The sequence below is a fragment of the Streptomyces sp. NPDC048337 genome (assembly GCF_043201175.1).
In the GTDB taxonomy this organism is placed as follows: Bacteria; Actinomycetota; Actinomycetes; order Streptomycetales; family Streptomycetaceae; genus Streptomyces.
This window is the reverse complement of record NZ_JBICYR010000008.1, coordinates 26,541-45,114: the sequence shown is the minus strand read 5'-3', so window position 1 is coordinate 45,114 and position 18,574 is coordinate 26,541. Positions and strand designations below refer to the sequence as shown.

Here is an 18,574-nt window from a genome sequence, read left to right as displayed (position 1 = left end):
TCCAGTCAGCTGCTCGCCCGTCGGGACCCGCGGGCGAGCAGCTGGTCGGTCCACAGGGCCGCCGGCACTCCGCCGACCACGGCCAGCAGGGCCAGCCCGGCCAGGCCGCGGCTCTTGGTGCCGCTCTGCGCCACCGCGTTCGGAGGCACCAGGAGGGTGATGCTCATCCGGGCCGCGTCGGGAATGCCCTGCTGCGACTGCAGGTCCGTCACGTGCTTCGTGTACAGCTCGATGATCTTCCGTACGGCCGCGTCCGCGGCATCCGGGCCGGACTTCTCGGCCTGGATCTGCAGCGAGGGGATCAGGTAGCTCGGGGTCACGCTGGTGCCGCTGTTGCGGGGGATCAGCCGGTAGGTGCCGTCGACGCCCGCGGCGCGCAGCTCGCCGGCTCCGGCGGGCGACTGCAGCTGTTGTACGGCCGCGTAGGAGACGGCGGCGAGGGGCGGCTGCAGATTGGTGAGCTGGTTGGGCTGGTTGCCGGTCACCGGCGGTTTGAGCACGATGATCGCCGAACTCAGGTACGTCGGAGTGGGGCGCAGCACCTGGTGGGCTCCGGCGGCCGCCAGCGCCATCGCCACGACCAGAACGTACCAGCGCCGACGCAGCGCGCGAACCAACTCACCAGGCGACACACGATTCCTTCCGTTCCCCACGTCGTGATCGATCCTGTCAGCCCATGTGTCGGCGCGCCATCAAATCCGGTGCCTCCAGGGAGTGTTCGTGACCATCGGTGAAATACTCGCGGTGCTGCGGCGCCGCTGGTACGTGATGGTGCCGCTGACGCTGATCGGTCTGCTCGCGGCCGGCCAGCTGTACCGTTCGGTTCCGGTGGAGTACCAGTCGCAGAGCTCGGTGGCGCTGATCGATTCCAAGGCGGTGTCCGAGCTGGCTCCCGCGTTCGGCAACCCCGTCGCCAATGCGGGCGGTTCGCTGGTCGTGACCGCGGACGTGCTGATCAGGACCCTGTCGGGGACGGACGCGGCGCGGGACCTGAACGGCCTCGGCGTGACGGACCCGTACACGGTCTCCTTCGCCGCGAACGCCTCGGGCCCGTTGCTCACGCTGACCGTCACGGGTACCGACCGGGAGAAGGTGCTGCGGGAGACCAGCATCCTCACCGCTTTCGCCGGGGAGCAGCTGGGCGCGCTCCAGGCGGCGGCCAAGGTCGAGCCCGCGTACGCCGTGCACACCACGCCCGTGGTGCTGCCGCAGATCCCGCGGCCCCAGCTCAAGACCCGCTACCAGCAGGTGCTGGGCGTGATCATCCTCTGCACCACGGCCGGGTTCACGCTGTCGTTCGTGACCGAGACCCTGGTGGTGGCGGTGCGCCGCAGGCGCGCGGCCGGGTCGGCCGGCGGGGTCCGCGCGTGGCGGGCCCGCAGGCGGGCCCGGGGCCGCCGGCTGGACGCGGTGACGCTGCTCAGCGGCTATCTGGCGCTGGCCTTCTTCATCCCCTCCAGCCTGACGCTGCCCGGGATGGGCGGTGTGGGTACGCCGGCCAACGTGTTCGCGCTGCTGGGCCTGTTCTGGTACCTCGCGGCCTGGCTCACCGGCCGGATCCGGGCCGCCCCCGGCACCCGGCTGCCCCGGGTGATGATGTGGCTGCTGGCCGTCTCGGTGCTGGCCTCGTACGTGGCGAACGCGACCCGGGGCGCCTCCCGCAAGGAGGTCCTCGGCGCGGACCGCGGGCTGATCGCGCTGCTGGTCTGGGTGTCCCTGGTGGTGCTGGTCTCCGCCGCGGTCTCCAACCGGGCCCGACTCGACGTGCTGCTGCGCAGGGCCGTGGTGATGGCGGCGGTGGTCGCCGCCGTCGGCTTCTACGACTTCTTCACCGCCACGAACATCGCCGACCAGATCAGCATCCCCGGACTCCAGTCGAGCGTCCCCCAGCTCGGCGCCATGGACCGCGGCGCCTTCACCCGCCCGCGCTCCACCACGGCGCACCCCCTGGAGTTCGGCGGGATGCTCGCCCTGCTGCTGCCCTTCGCCGTGCAGCAGGCCTTCGATCCGGTACGCGCCCACCTGCGCTGGTGGCGCCGCTGGGCGCCGGTGGTGCTGATGGGCGGCGCGCTACCGCTGACGGTGTCGCGGACGTCGATCATCGGGGCCCTCATCGTGGTCCTGGTGATGGTGCCGCGGTGGAAGCCGCAGCGCCGGTGGACCGCGATCGGCGTGCTGCTGGCCTCGGTGGCCTGCTTCAAGGTGATCGTCCCCGGGCTGATCGGGACCATCACCGACCTGTTCGGCTCCTTCCTGAGCAACTCCGACAGCAGCACCCAGGCCCGTACGGTCAAGTACGGCGCGATCGTCCCCTACCTGGAGGGACGGCCCCTGTTCGGGCGGGGCCTGGGGACCTTCATCCCCGAGCTGTACTTCTTCACCGACAACCAGTACATGCTGACGCTGACGGAGACGGGCCTGCTCGGGCTGTTCGCCCTCCTGGCCCTCTTCCTGACCGGGATCCACCAGGGCGGCGCCATCCGCCGACTGGCCGGCGACGAATCCGACCGGGAGCTGGGGCAGGCGTTCTTCGCCTCCGCCCTCGTCGCCCTGGTCAGCAGCGCCACCTTCGACGCCCTCAGCTTCCCGATGTTCGCCGGGATGTTCTTCCTGACGATCGCCGCCGGCGGCAGTTACCTCGGCTTCGTCCGGCGCGCGGCGCCGAAGCCCCTCACCATGGAGTCCTCATGCGAACCCCCGCTAGCGGTCCGGTAGCCGTCGTCGTCGTCACCTGGAACAGCGCCGCGGTGCTGCCGGAGTTCCTCACCTCCCTGCCGGAGGGCATGGCCGGGCTCGACTGGCGGCTCGTCGTCGCCGACAACGACTCGGCCGACGACACCGTGGAGCTGATCCGTTCCCTGGCCCCGGACGCGACGGTCGTCCAGACCGGCCGCAACGCCGGGTACGCGGCCGGGGTGAACGCCGCCCTCGCGGCCGCCACCGACCGGGAGGGGGGCCTGCGGGCGGCCCTCGTCTGCAACCCGGACATCCGGATGCGGCGGGGCTGCGCCAAACTGCTCGTGGACGGGCTCGGCGCGCCCGCGGCCGACGGCGACCGCGTCGGGATCAGCGTGCCGCTGCTGTACGAGGAGGACGGCCGCACCCTCGTGCACTCGCTGCGCCGGGAGTCGAGCGTGACCCGCGCGCTCGGCGAGGCCGTCATCGGCAACCGCCGGGCCGGGCGCTTCCCCCGCCTGAGCGAACTGGTCACCGACCCCGCCGCGTACGAGCGGCCCACGGAGGCGGACTGGGCGACCGGAGCCCTGATGGCCCTCTCCTCGGATTGCCTGTCCGCCTGCGGCTCCTGGGACGAGTCCTTCTTCCTCTACTCCGAAGAGACCGAATACTGCCTCCGTGCGCGGGACCGGGGATACGTCACGCGGTTGGAGCCGACGGCCGAGGCCGTTCACCTGGGGGGCGACTCCCGGGTGTCGCCCCGGCTGTGGACCCTGCTCACCCTCAACCGCGTCCGTCTGTACGGGCGGCGGCACGGCCCCCTCGCCACGGCCGCCTTCCGCACCGCGGTCCTGCTCCGGGAGACATCACGCGCCGCGCTCGGCCGCCCGGCCAGCCGAGCGGCCGCCGCCGCCCTCGCCCGACCGGGCGCCCTGCACGCCACGCCGGGGCCGTGATCAGGGGCGCGTTTCCCGGCGTCCGAGTCGCCGCATCACCGGCACCTCGACGAAACGGTGCATGAGCCCCGCGAGCGCCACTGAGAGAACGAGCGCCCCGACGGTGAGCGTCCAGGCCTTTGCCGGGGCCGAACCCTGAGCGCCGAGCCCCCGCATGAGATCCACGATCACCGACTGGTGGATCAGGTAGAAGGCGAAGGAGATCTCTCCCAGCCACACCGCGGACCGGCTCCGCCACACGCTCGGCCTCCCCTCGACGTCGGCGACGGCCACGGCAGGGATGAGCAGCGCGAACGGGATCACGGTGACGGCCGACGTTTCCGCGTCCGGCGGGAAGTACGGCGTCACGGCGTAGGCGACGGCGAGAAGCACCGCGACGGACCACACGGGAATCCGCGGCCAACGCCCGTTCTTCACGACGAGCGCCATCAGGATCCCGAGCACGAACTCCAGCAGGCGGACCGGCGGGAAGATGTAGACGAACCAGTAGTGCCGCTCGGCAGGCAGCAGCGTCGCCATCACGGGCACCGCGAACACGGCCGCTACGCACGCCGTGGCGCTCGCCCACAGCCTCTCCGGACGAATGCGGCGCAACACGGGCAGCAGCGCCGGGAACAGGGCGTAGAAGAACGCCTCGCACGCGAGCGACCAACTGACCGAGTTCGCACCGAAATAGACGCGCGGGTCCGGCCACCACGCCTGAACGAGCCCCAGGTTCGCCGCTCCGACGAGGAACCCGACGGCATGGCCGGTCGCATACAGCCCGACGAGGGAGATGACGAAGGCCATGACGTAGTTCGGGTAGATCTTCGCCGCTCGACGCCGCCAGAAGGCACGGGCGGTGTCCCCTTGCCGTGCTGACCACGCCAGGACGAAGCCGCTGAGGACGAAGAAGAACGAAACGCCCACGGCGCCGGCGCCCGCCGTGCGGGCGAAGGCGTGTTGCGTCGACGACGGAGCCAACAGGCCCGATATCGAGACGTGGAAGCAGAAGACGAGGAACGCGGCGACGAACCGGAGCCCCGTCAGCGAGGGGAGCCTCGATCCGCCGTCCTGCGTTCCAGCGGGCCCGTCCGATCTGTCGGTGGCCTCGACTGCACTCATGAACCCCCCTAACTCCGCGGTCGGCACACCATGGCGATGAAGTCGTGCCCCACCTCCGGCAGGGCGGCGTCCTCCGCGGCGAAGCACCGCTCCAGCAGCGCCAGCGTCTCCGGCTCCTGGTCGCGGAAGTTGTGCGCGATCCCGGAGAAGGCGATGTGCAGCACCGTGCCCCCGTACGGCCGTTCCTCGACCACCTCGAAGTGGCGCCGCAGGCCCGGCAGCAGCGCCGCCGCGTCGACCGCCTCCGAGGGGTCGTCCAACACCATCGACAGCCTGCTGGGCCGTACGACGCGCCGCTTGATCCGGCCGTCGGCCAGCCGCCGCCGCTCCTCGGGGAGCCTGGCCAGCAGCTCGTTCGCCGCGTCCAGCTGGCCGTCGGTCCACTGGAACCGGGTGGGCCCGACGAACTCGTCGACGACGAACGTCCCTCCGGGCTCGATCAGCCGGGACAGCCGCGGCAGGGTCTCGTCGAGGTGGTCGAAGTGGTGCAGGGACTGCAGGCCCAGCAGTACGTCGAAGCGTTCCCCGTCACTGGCCATCTGATTGACGTCGGTCACCCGGAAGCGCAGGACGTCGGCGAGGCCCTCCTCGACGGCGGCCCGGGTCGCGAAGTCGATCCGCTGCTGGGCCACGTCCACGCCCTCGAGGAGACCGAACGCACCGGTCTTCGCCCAGAGCAGCTCGTTCCCGCCGGTGCCGCACCCCAGCGACAGGCCGCGCAGATCGGTGCGCGGCGCGAAGTGCTTGGCGGCCACGTATTCGGGGAAGGACGTGTCCGCGTCGCCGGTCATCAGCAGGTTCCACCGTTTGATGACCGCCGGTATCGCCCACCACTCGGTCAGCGACGGGTCGACCTGGGACCAGTGCTGGACCACCCGCGCCCCGCCGCGCACCCGCAGTTTGGCCAGCACCGGATCCAGGTCCAGCTTCCGCACCTTGCGCAGCAGCCGGTCCGCGTCGTGTCGGTTGATCAGGTTGTTCAGCATGTGGGCTCCCTTCGTACGGCGATGAGCGACTTCGGGGCACCGAGCACCCGCTCGCTGAGGAGGACCGACCCGGGGAACAGGTAGCGCATTTCGGTGCGGGTCAGCAGCTCGATGTTGATCACGGCGTTCATCGCCGACTCCGGGCTGTCGGGGCGGCTGTGGACCAGCGGCCAGCGCCGTACCAGACGGGCCTTGGCGGCCAGGGGCAGGAACTGGAAGCCGGGCGCCACGAAGTGCGGCTCTACGGGGAAGTAGCGGTACGGCGTCTGGATCCAGTGCCGCGGCGCCAGTTGCCCGACGGCCGCGACGAACTTCCGGCGCTGGCTGTGGCCGCCCACGTGCTCGATGGTCGAGTTGGAGAACACCAGGTCGTAGCCGCCGTGGGCGCTCAGGTCGGCGGCGACCACCGGGTCGGTGACGTCGGCGATCTCCGCGGTGATCCAGTCGGGCAGTTCGGCGGGATGTTCCTCCAGATTGATCAGGTGGACGTGCTTGGCGCGCACCGGTGCGCGCAGCCACATCTCGGCCGTGCCGCCCAGGTCCACGACGCTCATGCTCTCGATGCCGGGGAAGCAGCGCCGGAACCGCTCCCAGCGGGCGGCGCGCATGCGTTCCCCCAGCGAGCCGGGCGCGTCGACGAACTTGTTCCTCAGGGCCCGGGATCGGGGCATCGAATCAACCACCTGTGGTCGGAGCGGATCGGGAGTGAGCCTCAACTGGGCTGCCCCCATTGCGTGTAGAAGCTGGCCGGGTTCATCAGGTACCGGACGGTGGGGTGCGGCACATGGAGCACCCGGTGTCGGCGGCCGTACCGGCGGATCAGCTCCCAGTCCTCGCGGGGCAGCACCTCCGGTGTCCGGCGCAGACGGCTGAAGCGCAGGGAGCGGTTGCGGCGGGCGACGAAGGCGTTGGTGTCGAGGAAGGCCTCGCGGGCGGCGCGGCGCCGGTCGTAGGGGACCGACAGGACGTCCTTCTCGCTGCCGTCGGGCAGGACGCGGCGCAGTGCCGTGTAGACGCCGGCGGGTCCGCCGGGAGACTCCAAGGCCGTCAACGCCCGTTCCAGATGGTCGGGTTCCCACAGGTTGTCGTCGTCGAGGAACGCCACGTACCGCGAGCGGGTGAGGCGGATGCCCACGTTGCGCACGACGCCCGCCACCGCGGTGTTGTGTACCAGCGAGACGGCGAACAGCCTGGGGTCGTCGGGGAGTTCCGGCAGTCCGGCTCCGTCGTCGATCACGATCACGACGTGGTCGCGAACGGTCTGGTCCAGGGCCGAGCGCACCGCGGCACGCAGCGCCTCGGGGCGCCGGTGGGTGGCGATGACCGTGGCGACCAGCGCCGAGGGCGGCGACGACAGGGCGGCGGCGAGCCGCCGGGTCTCGGCGTCCTCGATCCGGCGCAGCCGCACCGCGGTGGGGGCCAGCAGGACCTTGTTCCTGGCCTCGAAGAGCACCAGCCAGCCGAACACCGCCTTGAGCAGCGTCCAGGGCGCCCGCGCGGCACGGCGCGCGAGGCCGCTCACGGGGCCGGCTCCGGCCGGATCGGGCGGCCGTCGGACATCCGGTTGCCCCGCCACTCGTTTCCGGCTCCGCTGTCGTTCCAGTGGGCGACCACGCCGTATCCGCCGGCGGCGGGGTGGTACTGCGTCGAGAAGACGTTGTCGGTGACCTTGATTCCGGTGCCGCCGGTGCTGCCGCCGTAGAGGGCGTAGGCGCCGCCGGCGATCCAGTTGTTGTCGACGGTGACGTTGCGGACCACCCCGGTGTCCGCGAACAGGCCGATGCTGCCCGAGGCGCCCTGCGTGAGGCTGCTCGGGTTCAGCAGGGTGTTGTGGCGGATGATCAGTTCCCCGGTGTTGCCGCCGCCGCTGATCACCGCGTTGGTGTGCTGCCATTCGCCGCCCAGGTTGACGAACGGGACGATGTCGTGCACGTAGTTGTCGTGCAGATTGCCCTGTCCCATGGCCAGGGCGTCGCCGAACACCGAGACGTCGCACCAGCCGACCTCGATGGAGCTGCCCCCCATGTTCGACACCGCGTAGTCCACGCCGCCGTTGTCCGGCCCCTTGCCGGGCACGGCGGTGATGGTGGAGTGCAGGACCCGCAGGCCGCTGTAACCGGGGCGCAGGTTGATGCCCCACCAGTTGTCGGAGGTGATCTTGCTGTCGATGACGGTGACGTCGTTCGCGTAGACGTCGAGCGAGCCGGTGATGTCCCACCCCCGGATGACGAGGCCGTTCTCACGGACGGCCATGTACCCGGTGTTGTGGGGCGTGAGGGGGATCCGCGGACCGGTGGTGCTCGCGTCGGGGAAGCCGCACGCGCCGGGAGAGGCGCAGGCGGCCTTGGCCTCGGGTGTGCCGGACGCGGTGCCGGTGCCCGGGGTCGCGGTGGGCTTCCCCGTCGGGGACGGAGAGGCAGCGGGGGTCCCCGTCGCCTGGCCGACCGAGGTCGGCGGACCGGCGCTCGGTGCCGCCGGGGACCCGCTCGCAGGGCAGGTTCTCGAGTCGTCCGGGCATTCCGGCGCCGCGGACCGGTCCGGTCCCGAGCAGGCCGCGCCCAGGACCGCCAACAAGGCCGCGAGCAGCAGTCCCACGCGCGAGTTGCGGCTGATGCGCCGTGACATCGGGCTCACCTCATGTTCTGTCGGGTAGGCCGGTCGGCGCGGCCGACGCCGCGCAGGAAGTCGCGGCTGGGCAGTACGCACAGCGTGTAGCCGGCCAGGGCGATCGCGGCGACGGCCAGGAGCCCGAGCCGGCTGTCGCCGAACCGGCTCTCCAGGCCCAGGATGATCGCGGCCATCACGCCGCCGCCGAGGAAGGGCCACGCGCAGGCCCTGGCGATCGAGCTGACACCGATGCCTCCACGGCCGAGCGCGTACAGGAACACCGGCACCACCATGCCGCCGGCCACCAGGACATGGGCCTGTGAGGCTCCGACGATGCCGTTCAGGCGGGCGCCGACGAGGATCAGCGGGACCAGGGCCACCAGCCAGAGGCCCTGCACCAGGAAGAGCGACCGGCGCTGTCCGATCGCGACCAGGCAGTCGTAGGCGAGTTCGCCGCCGATGCGGATCAGGCCGAGGGCCATCAGCCAGGGCAGTGCCGCGGCGGCGGGGGCCCACTGGCTCCCGTAGATCAGCCGGATGGCCGGCTCCGCGAGGCCGGCCAGCAGGACGCACAGCGGGACGGTGCCGGTGATCACCACGCCCAGGGCGCGGCTGAAGCCCTGCGCGAGCGCCTGTGGCGACTCGGCCAGGCGGGAGAAGCCGGCGAAGGAGACCCGGCGGGCGGCCTCGGAGATGATCCGCACGGGCCATCCGGAGACGTTGAAGGCGAGCACGTAGAAACCCAGGGACACGCTGCCCAGCGTCGCGCCGACCACCATGGTGTCGACGTTGACCACCGCGAGGGCCAGCATGCTCGCCCCCGCCAGCGGAAGCCCGAACTTCAGCAGCGCCCTGGCCTGCCCGGGGTCCCAGCCGAACCTCAGGGTGCCCGGCGCGGCCAGCGAGCAGCCGATCAGCGTCACGACGTTCCCGGCCACGGCTCCCCAGGCGAAGCTCATCGCGCCCCAGCCCTCGAAGGCCAGCAGCAGCGTCACCGAGGTACTGATGAGGAAGTTGAGTCCGTCGATGACCATCCGCTTGCCCTGGGCGAACTCCCGGGTGAGGAAGCCGCCGGGCACCTGTGCCACCCCGTCGATCACCACGCACAGGCACATCACCCGCAGGACACCCGCGGCGTCCGGCGAGCCGAGCAGGCCGGCCACCGTAGGTGCCGCCGCGAACAGCGCCACGTACAGCAGGCCGCTGGAGAGGGTGCTGAGGGTAAGTACGGTCGGCGCGAACCGCCGTGCGTCTCCCTCCCAGCGCACGATGGCCAGGCCCACGCCCAGCTCGTTCGCGGACAGCAGGACCAGCAGCACGGTCTGGGCGATGCCGTAGACGCCCCATTCCGCGGGGCCCAGGGCGAAGCGTGCCAGCACGATGCCGGTCGCGAAGTTGCCCAGGCGCATGACGACGGTGTTGATCAGGCTCCACCGGGCTGCCGAACGGACCTTCCCGCCGAGGGAGGCAGGAGCGGGGGCGTCGCTCGGCTCACCGGTCTCACTGTCCGGTGCGCGGACGGTGTCCATGAGTCGACTCCTCGTCGAGCGGCTCGGCGTCGGCGGACGGCACGGCCGTGCCGGGCCGTGCCGCCTCGGTCTCCGCGGCGGACCGCGCCCAGGCGGGCGGCCGCCGGATGGCGAGCGTCCTCTCCACCACCGGTTCCTCTGTCGAGGGGGTGGGGGCGGTCGGCTCCTCCTCGGGCTCGGGCCCGGTCTTGTGCGACCTCTTGCGCGCCTCCACGTAGAAGGCGGCGACCAGGCTGAGCACCAGGCCCAGGCCCCCGGCCATGACGAGGTACTGCAGCCTGGTCTTGGTCTCGGCGACCGGCTTCTGCGGCGGCACGATCGTCGCCATGCGGATCATGGCGTCCGGGGCGACCTTCTGCTTCGCCTGGAACTCGGTCAGCCGCTTCTCGGCGTAGCCGGTGAGCTTCCGGTCCGACTCCAGGACGCGGTCCGGGTCGCTCCCGGAGACGGTGAGCCACATGAACGGGCCAAGGGCGTTGTCGGCGATCTTCGCCTCGGGGGTTCCGGTGACGCCCAGCTCCTTGAGGTCGGCCAACGAGGCGTCGGAGTTGAGGTTGCGGGCGAGCCCGTCGGCCATGCCGGTGAGGGAAGCCTGCGTACTCAGGAAGGGGTTGCCGTCGTAGGCCACGGTGCCCTTCTCCGAGTTGAGCAGGGTCACGGTGCTCTGCGACTTGTACGTCACCGGAACCACCAGGTGGACGCCGACGACGAGCGCCGCCGTGATCAGCAGTCCGGGCAGCAGCACGTACCAGCGCCTGCGCATGACCCGCCAGATTTCGGCGAGATCCATGGTCTTCCCCCTCGAATGTACGGTTACTGCGGTGCGGTCCCGGCCCCGGTCGGGACGAGGTCGGTGGGTCTGGGCCGGGTGTCCGCGGAGCCGCCGGCCAGCAGGACCTCGGCGATGCGGTCGCTCGCGCGGCCGTCCCAGAGCGCGGGGCAGCGGGGGGCGGGCGGGTCGTCGAGCACCCGGTTCACGGTGGCGAGGATGCGCTCCGGGTCCGTGCCCGCCAGGACGTTGGTGCCCTCCTCGACGGTGATGGGGCGCTCGGTGTTCTCGCGCAGGGTCACGCAGGGCACTCCGAGGGCGGTGGTCTCCTCCTGGATGCCCCCGGAGTCGGTGAGCACCAGGCGGGCGGAGTCCTGGAGGGCGATGAAGTCGAGGTACCCGGCCGCGGGCACCAGCCGGACACCGCCGGGTACGCCGACGTCCGCCAGTCGCTCGGCGGCCCGCGGGTGCACGGGCAGCAGCAGCGGACAGCGCTCGGCGATCTCGCCCAGGGCCTTCAGCAGGCCGCCGAGGGCGGCGGGGTCGTCGACGTTGGCCGGGCGGTGCAGGGTGACCAGGCCGTACCCGCCGCGGGTCAGCCCGTACCGGTCGAGGACGTCCGACTGCCGGGCCCGGTCGAGGTTGGCGAGGAGGGTGTCGATCATGACGTTGCCGACGACGTGGATCTGGTCCTCCCGGTAGCCCTCCGCCCGCAGGTTCTCGGCGGCGTCGGGCGAGGGGGCCAGCAGGTAGTCGCTGACCCGGTCGGTGGCGACCCGGTTGACCTCCTCGGGCATGCTCCAGTCGCGGCTGCGCAGCCCGGCCTCCACGTGGGCCAGCAGCGGGCCGGCCTTCGCGGTGACCAGGGCGCAGGCGAGGGTGGAGTTGATGTCGCCGACCACCACCACGGCGTCCGGGGTCAGTTCGTCGAGCAGCGGCTCGAAGGCGGCCATGACCCGCCCGGTCTGCTGGGCGTGGGTGCCTGATCCGGCGCCCAGGTACAGGTCGGGGGTGCGGATGCCGAGGTCGCGGAAGAACACGTCGTTCATGGACGGGTCGTAGTGCTGCCCGGTGTGGACGAGGACCACCTCGACGCCGCGGCGTTCCAGCGCGTCCATCACCGGTTTGATCTTCATGTAGTTGGGTCGCGCTCCGGCGACGCAGATGATCCTGGTCATGGCCTCAGAGCACCTCCACCTTCGGGCCGGTCATGCGGTTGCGGCAGTCGAGGACGAAGGACGCGTGCTCGCTGATCAACGGGTAGTCGAAGGAGTCGTGGTCGGTGAGCAGGACGACCACGTCGGCGGCGGCCAGTTCCTTGCGGGTGGCCTCCACCCGGGAGAGCCGGGCGTCGACCTTGACGTCCTCGACCACGTGGGGGTCGACCGCGCGGACCTTGGCGCCCATGTCGAGGAGGAGTTCGGCGATGCGGACGGCGGGCGACTCGCGGGCGTCGCCGGTGTTCTTCTTGTAGGCCAGGCCCAGCAGCAGGATCCGGGAGCCGTTGACGGAGCGGCGCTTGCCGTTGAGGGCGTCGATGACCCGGCGCGTCACGTACTCGGGCATGTGGTTGTTGATGTCGTTGGCGAGCTCCACGAAGCGGAAGTTCTGGCCGAGTTCACGCTGCACCCGCCAGTTCAGGTACGAGGGGTCGATGGGCAGGCAGTGGCCGCCGACGCCCGGTCCGGGGGTGAACTTCATGAAGCCGAAGGGCTTGCTGGACGCCGCTTCGATGGCCTGCCACACGTCGATGTCGAGGTGGCGGGCGAACATGGCGATCTCGTTGACGAGTGCGATGTTCACGTGCCGGAAGGTGTTCTCCAGCAGTTTGGCCAGCTCGGCCTCCTTGGGCGAGCGCACCGGCACGGTGGTGTCGACGAGTTCCCCGTAGAAGGCCTCGACGGCCTTCAGGGAGGCGGCGTCGACGCCGGAGACGACCTTGGGCGTCTGCTGGAAGCCCCAGACGGTGTTCCCGGGGTCGATGCGCTCCGGGCTGTAGCCCAGGTGGAAGTCGGCTCCGGCGGTGAGGCCGGAGCCGTCCTCCAGGATGGGCGCGAAGAGCTCCTCGGTGGTGCCCGGGTAGGTGGTGGACTCCAGGACGACGGTCGCGCCCGGGCGCAGGAAGCGGGCCAGGGTGTGCGCCGACTCCTCGATGTAGCGCAGGTCGGGGGCGCCGTCCTGTAACGGGGTGGGGACGGTGACGACGGCGACGTCGAAACCTCCGCAGTCCCGGGCGAGTTCGCTCGGCCGGTAGGCGCCGCGCTCCAGGGCGCGGTTCAGCCGTTCGGAGGAGACGTCCTCCACGTACGACTCGCCGGCGGCGAGGCTCTTGACCCGCCGCGCGTCCACGTCGTAACCGATCACTTGGTGGCCCACCTCGGCGGCCCTGATGGCCAGCGGGAGGCCGACGTATCCCTGTCCCACGACGACGACGCGCATCAGCAGTGACTCCTGTTCGCGGAACCTGCAGACGGGGTCCGGCGGATGAGCTCCCGGGCCGTCATGACGAGGAAGGCGGCATTGGTGGTGAGGTAGCGCTTGCCGAGCCGGCGCGGCTCCTGGAGGGTGCGGTAGAACCATTCGAGTCCCATCCGCTGCCAGACCAGGGGGGCCCGTTTGGTGATGCCGGCGAGGATGTCGAAGGAACCGCCGACGCCGTGCACGACGTGGGCGCCGGTGCGGGTGCCGTGGCCGGCGGTGAAGATCTCCTTCTTCGGCGAGGTCATCCCGAGGAACAGCAGCTGGGCCCCGCTGGCGGCGATGGCGTCGGCGATCGGCTCCTGCTCGGAGTCGTCGAAGTAGCCGTTGCGGCTGCCGGCGACGCGCAGCTTCGGGAAGCGCTCGGCGATCCGCCGGAGCATCGTGTCCAGGACCTGCTGCCGGGCGCCGAGCAGGTAGACGGAGATGTCCTCCGCCTCGGCGGCGGCGAGCAGCCGCATGAACAGGTCGATGCCCGCGACCCGTTCGGGCAGCCGCACGCCCAGGACGCGGCCGGCCCAGACCACGGCCTGCCCGTCGGCCAGGACGAGGTCGCAGCCGGAGACCGCCCGGGCGAGCCGGGGGTCGCGCCGCATGTTGACGAGCTTGGCGGCGTTGACCATGCCGATCTCGATCCGCTCGCCTCGCCGGACCGCGTCCAGGCAGCGCCGGACGGTCTCGTCCATGGTCAGGGGGTCCAGCATGACCCCGAAGAGGGATTGCCTCGGTCTCATCTCGGTAGCCCCCCGAGCCAGGCGAACAGCATCCAGCCGAACTCGTACGGGCGGCATTCGCGGTCCACGGAGGCCGGGCGGAAGACCCGGTCCAGTGGGGCGAGCCGCGCCTGCGGCAGCACGCGGGTGGTGAGCCCGCGGGCCGCGCGGACGGCCTTCTTGGGGTCGCCGCGGTAGACCTTGCGCCAGGTGACGCCGAAGTCCTCGCGGATCATCGGCTCGCGCGGGGTGCCGGCGGGCCCGGCGAGTTCGGGCACCCGCGTCATCCAGCGCAGGCCGCGGCGGAGGTGCGCGCCGAAGTCGGTGCCGCCCGCTTCGGCGAGGTCGAAGAGCGCGGTGGGGGCCATGGCGTGCTGGTGGACGCTGTAGACGGGGTAGCCCTCGATCACGCCGCCGTGGCGGGCGTCGTAGTGCCACCACCACTGTCCGCCGTCCCCTTGCAGGGCGCAGATACGGGCGGCGCAGGCGTCGGCCGCGTCGAGGGCCCGCGGGTCGTCGCCGCTGGCGTGCAGCCGGGCCAGTGCCTGGAGCGGGTAGGTCTGGTCGGCGAAGCAGGCCACGTGGGAGCGGTATCCGGGCACCAGTCCCGGCGCGGTGGCGTGCGGGAACAGCGGGCTGTCGCCCGTCCTGGCGGCCAGCAGCCGGTCCCGGGCGGCCGCGAGGCGGTACTCGACGTCCGCCGACTCGCGGGCGGCCGCGAGTGCGGAGAGCACCCAGGCGGCCTCGACCGTGTACTGCGGCCGTCCGGGCACGTCCAGCGCCGCCACCCGGTCGAGGGCGTCGGCGAGCTTGGGGTGGCCGGTCTCGGCGGCGGCCCAGGCGATGAGCGCCGCGTCACCCAGGTTCTTGACGGCGGGCAGGCGCTGTACCAGCAGTCCCGTGAACTCCTCGGCCGTGCGTCCGCCGAACAGGGCGCGCTGCCGCTCCTCGGGCAGGAAGCGGGCCCCGAGCGCGGTGATGGCCGCGTAGCGGGTGCTGGTCCCCCGCTGTTCCAGCGAGCGGGTGCCGTCGGGTGCGATCCTCCCCGCCCGGGTGAACACGAAGGTCTCGGCGTCCGGCAGGTACATCGCGGGCAGCCCGGCCTCGGCCAGCGCCAGCAGCCGTTCGGCGAGGGCGTGCAGCGACGCGTCCTCGCCGGCAAGTGCTCCTAATCGTGTGGCGGTCATCGGGTCCCCACCCCGACTTCCCGACGGCCCTGCGCACTCCGTATGTCCGAGCTGTTCGGCTCCAACACACCTATCCCCTCTGATCGCTCCTCGGACGGACCTGGCGGTCGTCACTCCGTGGAGGGGGACTGCGCATGACGGTGCGCGTGCCCGGCGGTGGTGTCGCCCCGCCGATGCACGAGCCGTCCGACGGCTGCGTCTGGACCCCCCAGCGATGCCGCGGACGGGGGCACGCGTGATCGGCAGTGTCCGCAGGCGCGGTGGATCCGCGCCGGCAGGGCACTGCCCGCGATGCCCCTCGTCGTGTACAACCCCCCACTGGGCCAAGCCTGTTGCCTGCCCAGTTCCCGTGTGCAGGGACACGGTATGCCCATGGATGTTCGTTGATTGTGGTTTTGAGGAAATGCCGCTGCTCTAAATTGCCGACATAGCGTCAGTTCCGCTTCACGGCCGCTCGGTGAGGGTCCCGTCCTTCTCCTCGTGCAGCGCCCCGGTGCGCGGGCACTCCCATACGCCCGGCTCGTCCGCGCGCTCGACCAGGCGGACCCCGGCCCGGCCCACCCAGCCGATCCGCCGGGCCGGCACTCCCGCGACGAGCGCGAAGTCCGGTACGTCCCGCGACACCACGGCGCCGGCCGCGACCAGCGCCCAGCGTCCGACGCGCACCCCCGCCACGCACACCGAACGGGCCCCCAGCGAGGCCCCTTCGGCGACGACGACCCCGGCGGGCTCCCAGTCCCCGTCGCGCTTCAGCGCGCCGTCGGGGTCGACCGACCGCGGGTAGAAGTCGTTGGTGAGCACGGCCGCCGGGCCGATGAAGACCCCGTCGCCGAGTTCGGCCGGCTCGTAGACGAGGGCGTAGTTCTGCAGCTTGACGTGGTCCCCGATCCGTACGCCCGGCCCCACGTACGCGCCGCGTCCCACGATGCACCCGCGCCCGAGCCGGGCCTCCTCCCGTATCTGCGCCAGATCCCAGATCGTGGTCCCCTCTCCGAGTTCGGCCGTCTCGTCGACCTGGGAGGAGGGTTGGATGCGGACACTCACGGCGCGGTCCCCTTACGGTTCTCGAGACATTCGAATGCACGGACGTACGGCGGAGCATATGCGCCGGCGGTCCGCTCCACGGGGAGATCAACCGACTGTTCACGTACCGGACTTGGCGCCTCGTCGCGCGAGGGTACGGCTCCCCGCCGCCATGGCGAGTGCGACGACGATCAGCACGCCCGCGACCGCGAACGTGATCCGCATGCCGCGGGCGACGGCGTCGGGGCTCGCCGTGGCCACGTCGGCGGCCGCCGAGGCGAGCGCGAACACGGCACCCATGACCGAAGCGCCGGTGATGAGGCCGAGGTTGCGCGAGAGGTTGAGCATGCCGGAGGTGACGCCCCGCCGGTCCGCGGGGACGGCCGCCATGACGGCGGTGTTGTTGGCCGTCTGGAACACCGCGTATCCGGCGGTGACGACGACGAGGGGGGCGAGGTAGCCGGGGACGCCGAGCGTCCGCGGGGTCACGGACAGGAGGAGGGAACCGGCCGCCATGGCGGCGAGCCCGATGACCGTCATACGGAACGCGCCGAAGCGGTCCACGATGCGCCCGGCCGGCACCCCGGTCAGCGCGGCGACCAACGGCCCGACCGACAGCACGAGTCCGACGAGCGCTTCGCCGAGTCCGAGGGTGCGGGCGAGGTAGAACGGCCCGACCACCAGCGTCGCCATCATCACCGTGGAGACGAGCGCGCTCATGGCCAGGCTCGCGCTCAGTGCGGGATCACGGAACACGGCGGGCCGGATCAGCGGTGACGCGGCCCGCGCCTCGGCCCGTACGAACAGCACCGCTCCGAGGGCGGCGACCAGCAGCAGCGCCAGGTTGAGCGCACCGAGACGGCCGCGCCCGCTCGTCATGGCGAGGGCGTAGGCCCCGAGCGTCAGGGCGAGCAGCAGGGTGCCGAGGTGGTCGAAGCGGGCCCGGTCGGCGGTGGGCTCCCGCCGCCGGTCGGCGGGCAGGTGCCGTTGCGCGAGCAGCAGGGTCACGAGCCCCAGCGGAACGTTGACGAGGAACAGGGCCCGCCAGCCGAATCCGGAGAGGAGCACGCCGCCCAGCGAGGGACCGAGCGCGGTGCCAATCGCGGACATGGTGCCGAGCAGCCCCATCGCGCTGCCGGTGCGCTCTTTGGGCACGGCCTCGCCGACGAACGCCATGGTCAGGGCCATCATGACGGCCGCGCCGAGGCCCTGCGCTGCCCGGGCGGCGATCAGCAGCCCCAGCGTGGGCGCCAAGCCGCATGCCACCGAGGCCGCCGTGAAGAGCAGGACGCCGGCCAGGAGGAGCCGTCGGCGGCCGACGAGGTCGCCGAGCCGTCCGACGCTGACGATCACGGTGGTGACGGCCAGGAGGTAGGCGAGGACGATCCACTGCACGTCCTGGAAGGAGGCGCCGAAGGCCTGTGCGAGGGTCGGCAGCCCCACGTTGGCGATGCCGGTGCCCAGCGAGGACAGCAGCATCGACAACGACAGGGCGGCCAGCACCCACCGGACCGAGGGCGCCGGAACCGCGGGTCCGGCCACCGCTTCGGCCCGGCCTGTGCCGGTGGGCTTCATCAGGCGCCGACCGGCGGACGGATGCCCGTGAAGACCGTGGTGGCGGAGAGGAGGAAGGCGTCGGGCCGGCGCAGGATGCCCTCCGGTGCCTCGGGGTCGATCAGTACGTCGAGGGTCTTGCGGTCCTCCGCGTCGAGGTTCTCGCCCATCGCCTCCCGCAGCCGGGTCAGATGGGCGTGCAGGAAGGCGCGGGCCGGCTCGCCCAGCGGCGCAGGCAGGTCGAGGAGGAAGGTGAAGCCGCCGACCTCGGTGAGCCCGGCGCGGCCGAGCATCGCGGGCCAGTCCTCGACCACGGCGGCGCTTCCGGGCAGCTCGGCCCGCATGACCTCGAACCAGTGCTCCTGGACGGCGTCCAGCCGGGCCTGGAGGCCGGGCTTCCCGATGCCGATGTCGCGCGGCAGGAAGCGCATCGGCAGTCCGGCCTCCGCCACGGCGAGCAGCCCGCCGGGCCTCAGCACACCGGCGAGCGCGTCCAGCGCGCCCTGCTGGTCGCCGAGGTGGTGCACGGCCTTGCTGCTCCAGACCAGGTCCGCCGTGCCGAGGCCGTCGTCCAGGCCCTCGGGGAGTTCCGCGTGCCGGGTGGCGATCCGGCCGCCGAGGCCGAGCCGCTCGGCGCGGGCCAGGGCGTGGTCGAGCAGCCCGGGCGCACCGTCCACGGCGACGGTTTCGGCGTCCGCGAAGGCCTCGGCGAGGACGCAGGTCATGACGCCCGGCCCGCTGCCGATGTCGAGGACCCGCCGGACCTCGTGCTCGGGGCCGAGGAGCTCCCTCAGGCGGGTGGCGGTGCGGCTGAGGACCGGGAGCTGGATTTCGCCGTTCCGCTCCAGGTGGGCGGCCATGACCTCCCAGTCGATCTCGGTGGAGCCGTGGCCGCTCCCGTGATGGTGTCCGTGTCCGTGTGCGCTGTGTGTGCTCATGCGGAGGAGCGTGCGCCCCCGGACCGCGAACGGCAATTCTTGTTGCCGTTTCCG

The 18,574-nt window shown here is 71.8% G+C and carries 17 protein-coding genes; 2 read left to right on the top strand and 15 right to left on the bottom strand.

All coding sequences use genetic code 11. The features are described 5' to 3' along the window. Positions 1-5 precede the first annotated feature (5 nt). Positions 6-572: a hypothetical protein gene (locus ACGFYU_RS15660; protein WP_393828035.1), complete on the bottom strand. Its 567-nt coding sequence runs from the start codon at positions 570-572 to the stop codon at positions 6-8. 148 nt (positions 573-720) lie between these two features. Here ACGFYU_RS15660 and ACGFYU_RS15655 point away from each other — a divergent pair, with 148 nt between their 5' ends. After that, a complete protein-coding gene (locus tag ACGFYU_RS15655; protein WP_393827821.1) occupies positions 721-2,715 on the top strand; it encodes an O-antigen ligase family protein in 1,995 nt (664 codons plus the stop codon). Further along, the gene (locus tag ACGFYU_RS15650; protein WP_393827820.1) at positions 2,688-3,632 is read left to right on the top strand and encodes a glycosyltransferase; all 945 of its coding nucleotides are present in this window, start codon (positions 2,688-2,690) and stop codon (positions 3,630-3,632) included. The genes ACGFYU_RS15655 and ACGFYU_RS15650 overlap by 28 nt, the downstream gene beginning before the upstream one ends. On the opposite strand, the gene ACGFYU_RS15645 is transcribed toward ACGFYU_RS15650, so the two are convergent. From ACGFYU_RS15645 to ACGFYU_RS15580, 14 genes are all read right to left on the bottom strand, one after another. Next, positions 3,633-4,763 (bottom strand): acyltransferase family protein, encoded by a 1,131-nt coding sequence (locus ACGFYU_RS15645; RefSeq protein WP_393827819.1) that lies wholly within the window; start codon positions 4,761-4,763, stop codon positions 3,633-3,635. Next, a complete protein-coding gene (locus ACGFYU_RS15640) occupies positions 4,745-5,722 on the bottom strand; it encodes a class I SAM-dependent methyltransferase (RefSeq protein ID WP_393827818.1) in 978 nt (325 codons plus the stop codon). The genes ACGFYU_RS15645 and ACGFYU_RS15640 overlap by 19 nt, the downstream gene beginning before the upstream one ends. Further along, positions 5,716-6,393 (bottom strand): class I SAM-dependent methyltransferase, encoded by a 678-nt coding sequence (locus ACGFYU_RS15635; protein ID WP_393827817.1) that lies wholly within the window; start codon positions 6,391-6,393, stop codon positions 5,716-5,718. Before ACGFYU_RS15635 ends, ACGFYU_RS15640 begins: the two co-directional genes overlap by 7 nt. Positions 6,394-6,434: 41 nt before the next feature. Then, positions 6,435-7,244 (bottom strand): glycosyltransferase family 2 protein, encoded by an 810-nt coding sequence (locus tag ACGFYU_RS15630; protein WP_393827816.1) that lies wholly within the window; start codon positions 7,242-7,244, stop codon positions 6,435-6,437. Beyond that, on the bottom strand, positions 7,241-8,347 hold the full coding sequence (locus ACGFYU_RS15625) for a hypothetical protein (protein ID WP_393827815.1): 1,107 nt from the start codon (positions 8,345-8,347) through the stop codon (positions 7,241-7,243). The genes ACGFYU_RS15630 and ACGFYU_RS15625 overlap by 4 nt, the downstream gene beginning before the upstream one ends. Before the next feature lie 5 nt (positions 8,348-8,352). Then, positions 8,353-9,858, bottom strand: a complete 1,506-nt coding sequence (locus tag ACGFYU_RS15620; RefSeq protein ID WP_393827814.1) for an oligosaccharide flippase family protein — start codon at positions 9,856-9,858, stop codon at positions 8,353-8,355. Further along, positions 9,830-10,648 (bottom strand): chain length determinant protein, encoded by an 819-nt coding sequence (locus ACGFYU_RS15615; RefSeq protein WP_393827813.1) that lies wholly within the window; start codon positions 10,646-10,648, stop codon positions 9,830-9,832. The genes ACGFYU_RS15620 and ACGFYU_RS15615 overlap by 29 nt, the downstream gene beginning before the upstream one ends. A 23-nt stretch (positions 10,649-10,671) precedes the next feature. Continuing rightward, positions 10,672-11,805: a non-hydrolyzing UDP-N-acetylglucosamine 2-epimerase gene (gene wecB / locus ACGFYU_RS15610; RefSeq protein ID WP_393827812.1), complete on the bottom strand. Its 1,134-nt coding sequence runs from the start codon at positions 11,803-11,805 to the stop codon at positions 10,672-10,674. 4 nt (positions 11,806-11,809) lie between these two features. Further along, complete coding sequence (locus tag ACGFYU_RS15605; RefSeq protein WP_393827811.1) at positions 11,810-13,066, bottom strand: nucleotide sugar dehydrogenase; 1,257 nt, start codon at positions 13,064-13,066, stop codon at positions 11,810-11,812. Further along, positions 13,066-13,839: a WecB/TagA/CpsF family glycosyltransferase gene (locus ACGFYU_RS15600; protein WP_393827810.1), complete on the bottom strand. Its 774-nt coding sequence runs from the start codon at positions 13,837-13,839 to the stop codon at positions 13,066-13,068. The genes ACGFYU_RS15605 and ACGFYU_RS15600 overlap by 1 nt, the downstream gene beginning before the upstream one ends. Next, positions 13,836-15,005, bottom strand: coding sequence for a hypothetical protein (locus tag ACGFYU_RS15595; protein WP_393827809.1), 1,170 nt, complete (start codon positions 15,003-15,005; stop codon positions 13,836-13,838). The genes ACGFYU_RS15600 and ACGFYU_RS15595 overlap by 4 nt, the downstream gene beginning before the upstream one ends. A 444-nt stretch (positions 15,006-15,449) precedes the next feature. Then, the gene (locus ACGFYU_RS15590) at positions 15,450-16,049 is read right to left on the bottom strand and encodes an acyltransferase (protein ID WP_393827808.1); all 600 of its coding nucleotides are present in this window, start codon (positions 16,047-16,049) and stop codon (positions 15,450-15,452) included. Between the two features lie 99 nt (positions 16,050-16,148). Next, the gene (locus tag ACGFYU_RS15585) at positions 16,149-17,603 is read right to left on the bottom strand and encodes an MFS transporter (protein WP_393827807.1); all 1,455 of its coding nucleotides are present in this window, start codon (positions 17,601-17,603) and stop codon (positions 16,149-16,151) included. After that, positions 17,603-18,520 carry a class I SAM-dependent methyltransferase gene (locus ACGFYU_RS15580; protein ID WP_393827806.1) on the bottom strand — a complete coding sequence of 306 codons (918 nt, stop codon included), beginning with the start codon at positions 18,518-18,520 and terminating at the stop codon, positions 17,603-17,605. The genes ACGFYU_RS15585 and ACGFYU_RS15580 overlap by 1 nt, the downstream gene beginning before the upstream one ends. Between the last annotated feature and the right edge of the window lie 54 nt (positions 18,521-18,574).

What these genes read in the sequence shown, in the direction of transcription:
- ACGFYU_RS15660 (WP_393828035.1), bottom strand. Translation starts at nt 572, where the DNA reads ATGGCGCTGGCGGCCGCCGGAGCCCACCAGGTGCTGCGCCCCACTCCG.
- ACGFYU_RS15650 (WP_393827820.1), top strand. Translation starts at nt 2,688, where the DNA reads ATGCGAACCCCCGCTAGCGGTCCGGTAGCCGTCGTCGTCGTCACCTGG.
- ACGFYU_RS15640 (WP_393827818.1), bottom strand. Translation starts at nt 5,722, where the DNA reads ATGCTGAACAACCTGATCAACCGACACGACGCGGACCGGCTGCTGCGC.
- ACGFYU_RS15635 (WP_393827817.1), bottom strand. Translation starts at nt 6,393, where the DNA reads ATGCCCCGATCCCGGGCCCTGAGGAACAAGTTCGTCGACGCGCCCGGC.
- ACGFYU_RS15625 (WP_393827815.1), bottom strand. Translation starts at nt 8,347, where the DNA reads ATGTCACGGCGCATCAGCCGCAACTCGCGCGTGGGACTGCTGCTCGCG.
- ACGFYU_RS15620 (WP_393827814.1), bottom strand. Translation starts at nt 9,858, where the DNA reads ATGGACACCGTCCGCGCACCGGACAGTGAGACCGGTGAGCCGAGCGAC.
- ACGFYU_RS15615 (WP_393827813.1), bottom strand. Translation starts at nt 10,648, where the DNA reads ATGGATCTCGCCGAAATCTGGCGGGTCATGCGCAGGCGCTGGTACGTG.
- wecB (WP_393827812.1), bottom strand. Translation starts at nt 11,805, where the DNA reads ATGACCAGGATCATCTGCGTCGCCGGAGCGCGACCCAACTACATGAAG.
- ACGFYU_RS15605 (WP_393827811.1), bottom strand. Translation starts at nt 13,066, where the DNA reads ATGCGCGTCGTCGTCGTGGGACAGGGATACGTCGGCCTCCCGCTGGCC.
- ACGFYU_RS15600 (WP_393827810.1), bottom strand. Translation starts at nt 13,839, where the DNA reads ATGAGACCGAGGCAATCCCTCTTCGGGGTCATGCTGGACCCCCTGACC.
- ACGFYU_RS15595 (WP_393827809.1), bottom strand. Translation starts at nt 15,005, where the DNA reads ATGACCGCCACACGATTAGGAGCACTTGCCGGCGAGGACGCGTCGCTG.
- ACGFYU_RS15585 (WP_393827807.1), bottom strand. Translation starts at nt 17,603, where the DNA reads ATGAAGCCCACCGGCACAGGCCGGGCCGAAGCGGTGGCCGGACCCGCG.
- ACGFYU_RS15580 (WP_393827806.1), bottom strand. Translation starts at nt 18,520, where the DNA reads ATGAGCACACACAGCGCACACGGACACGGACACCATCACGGGAGCGGC.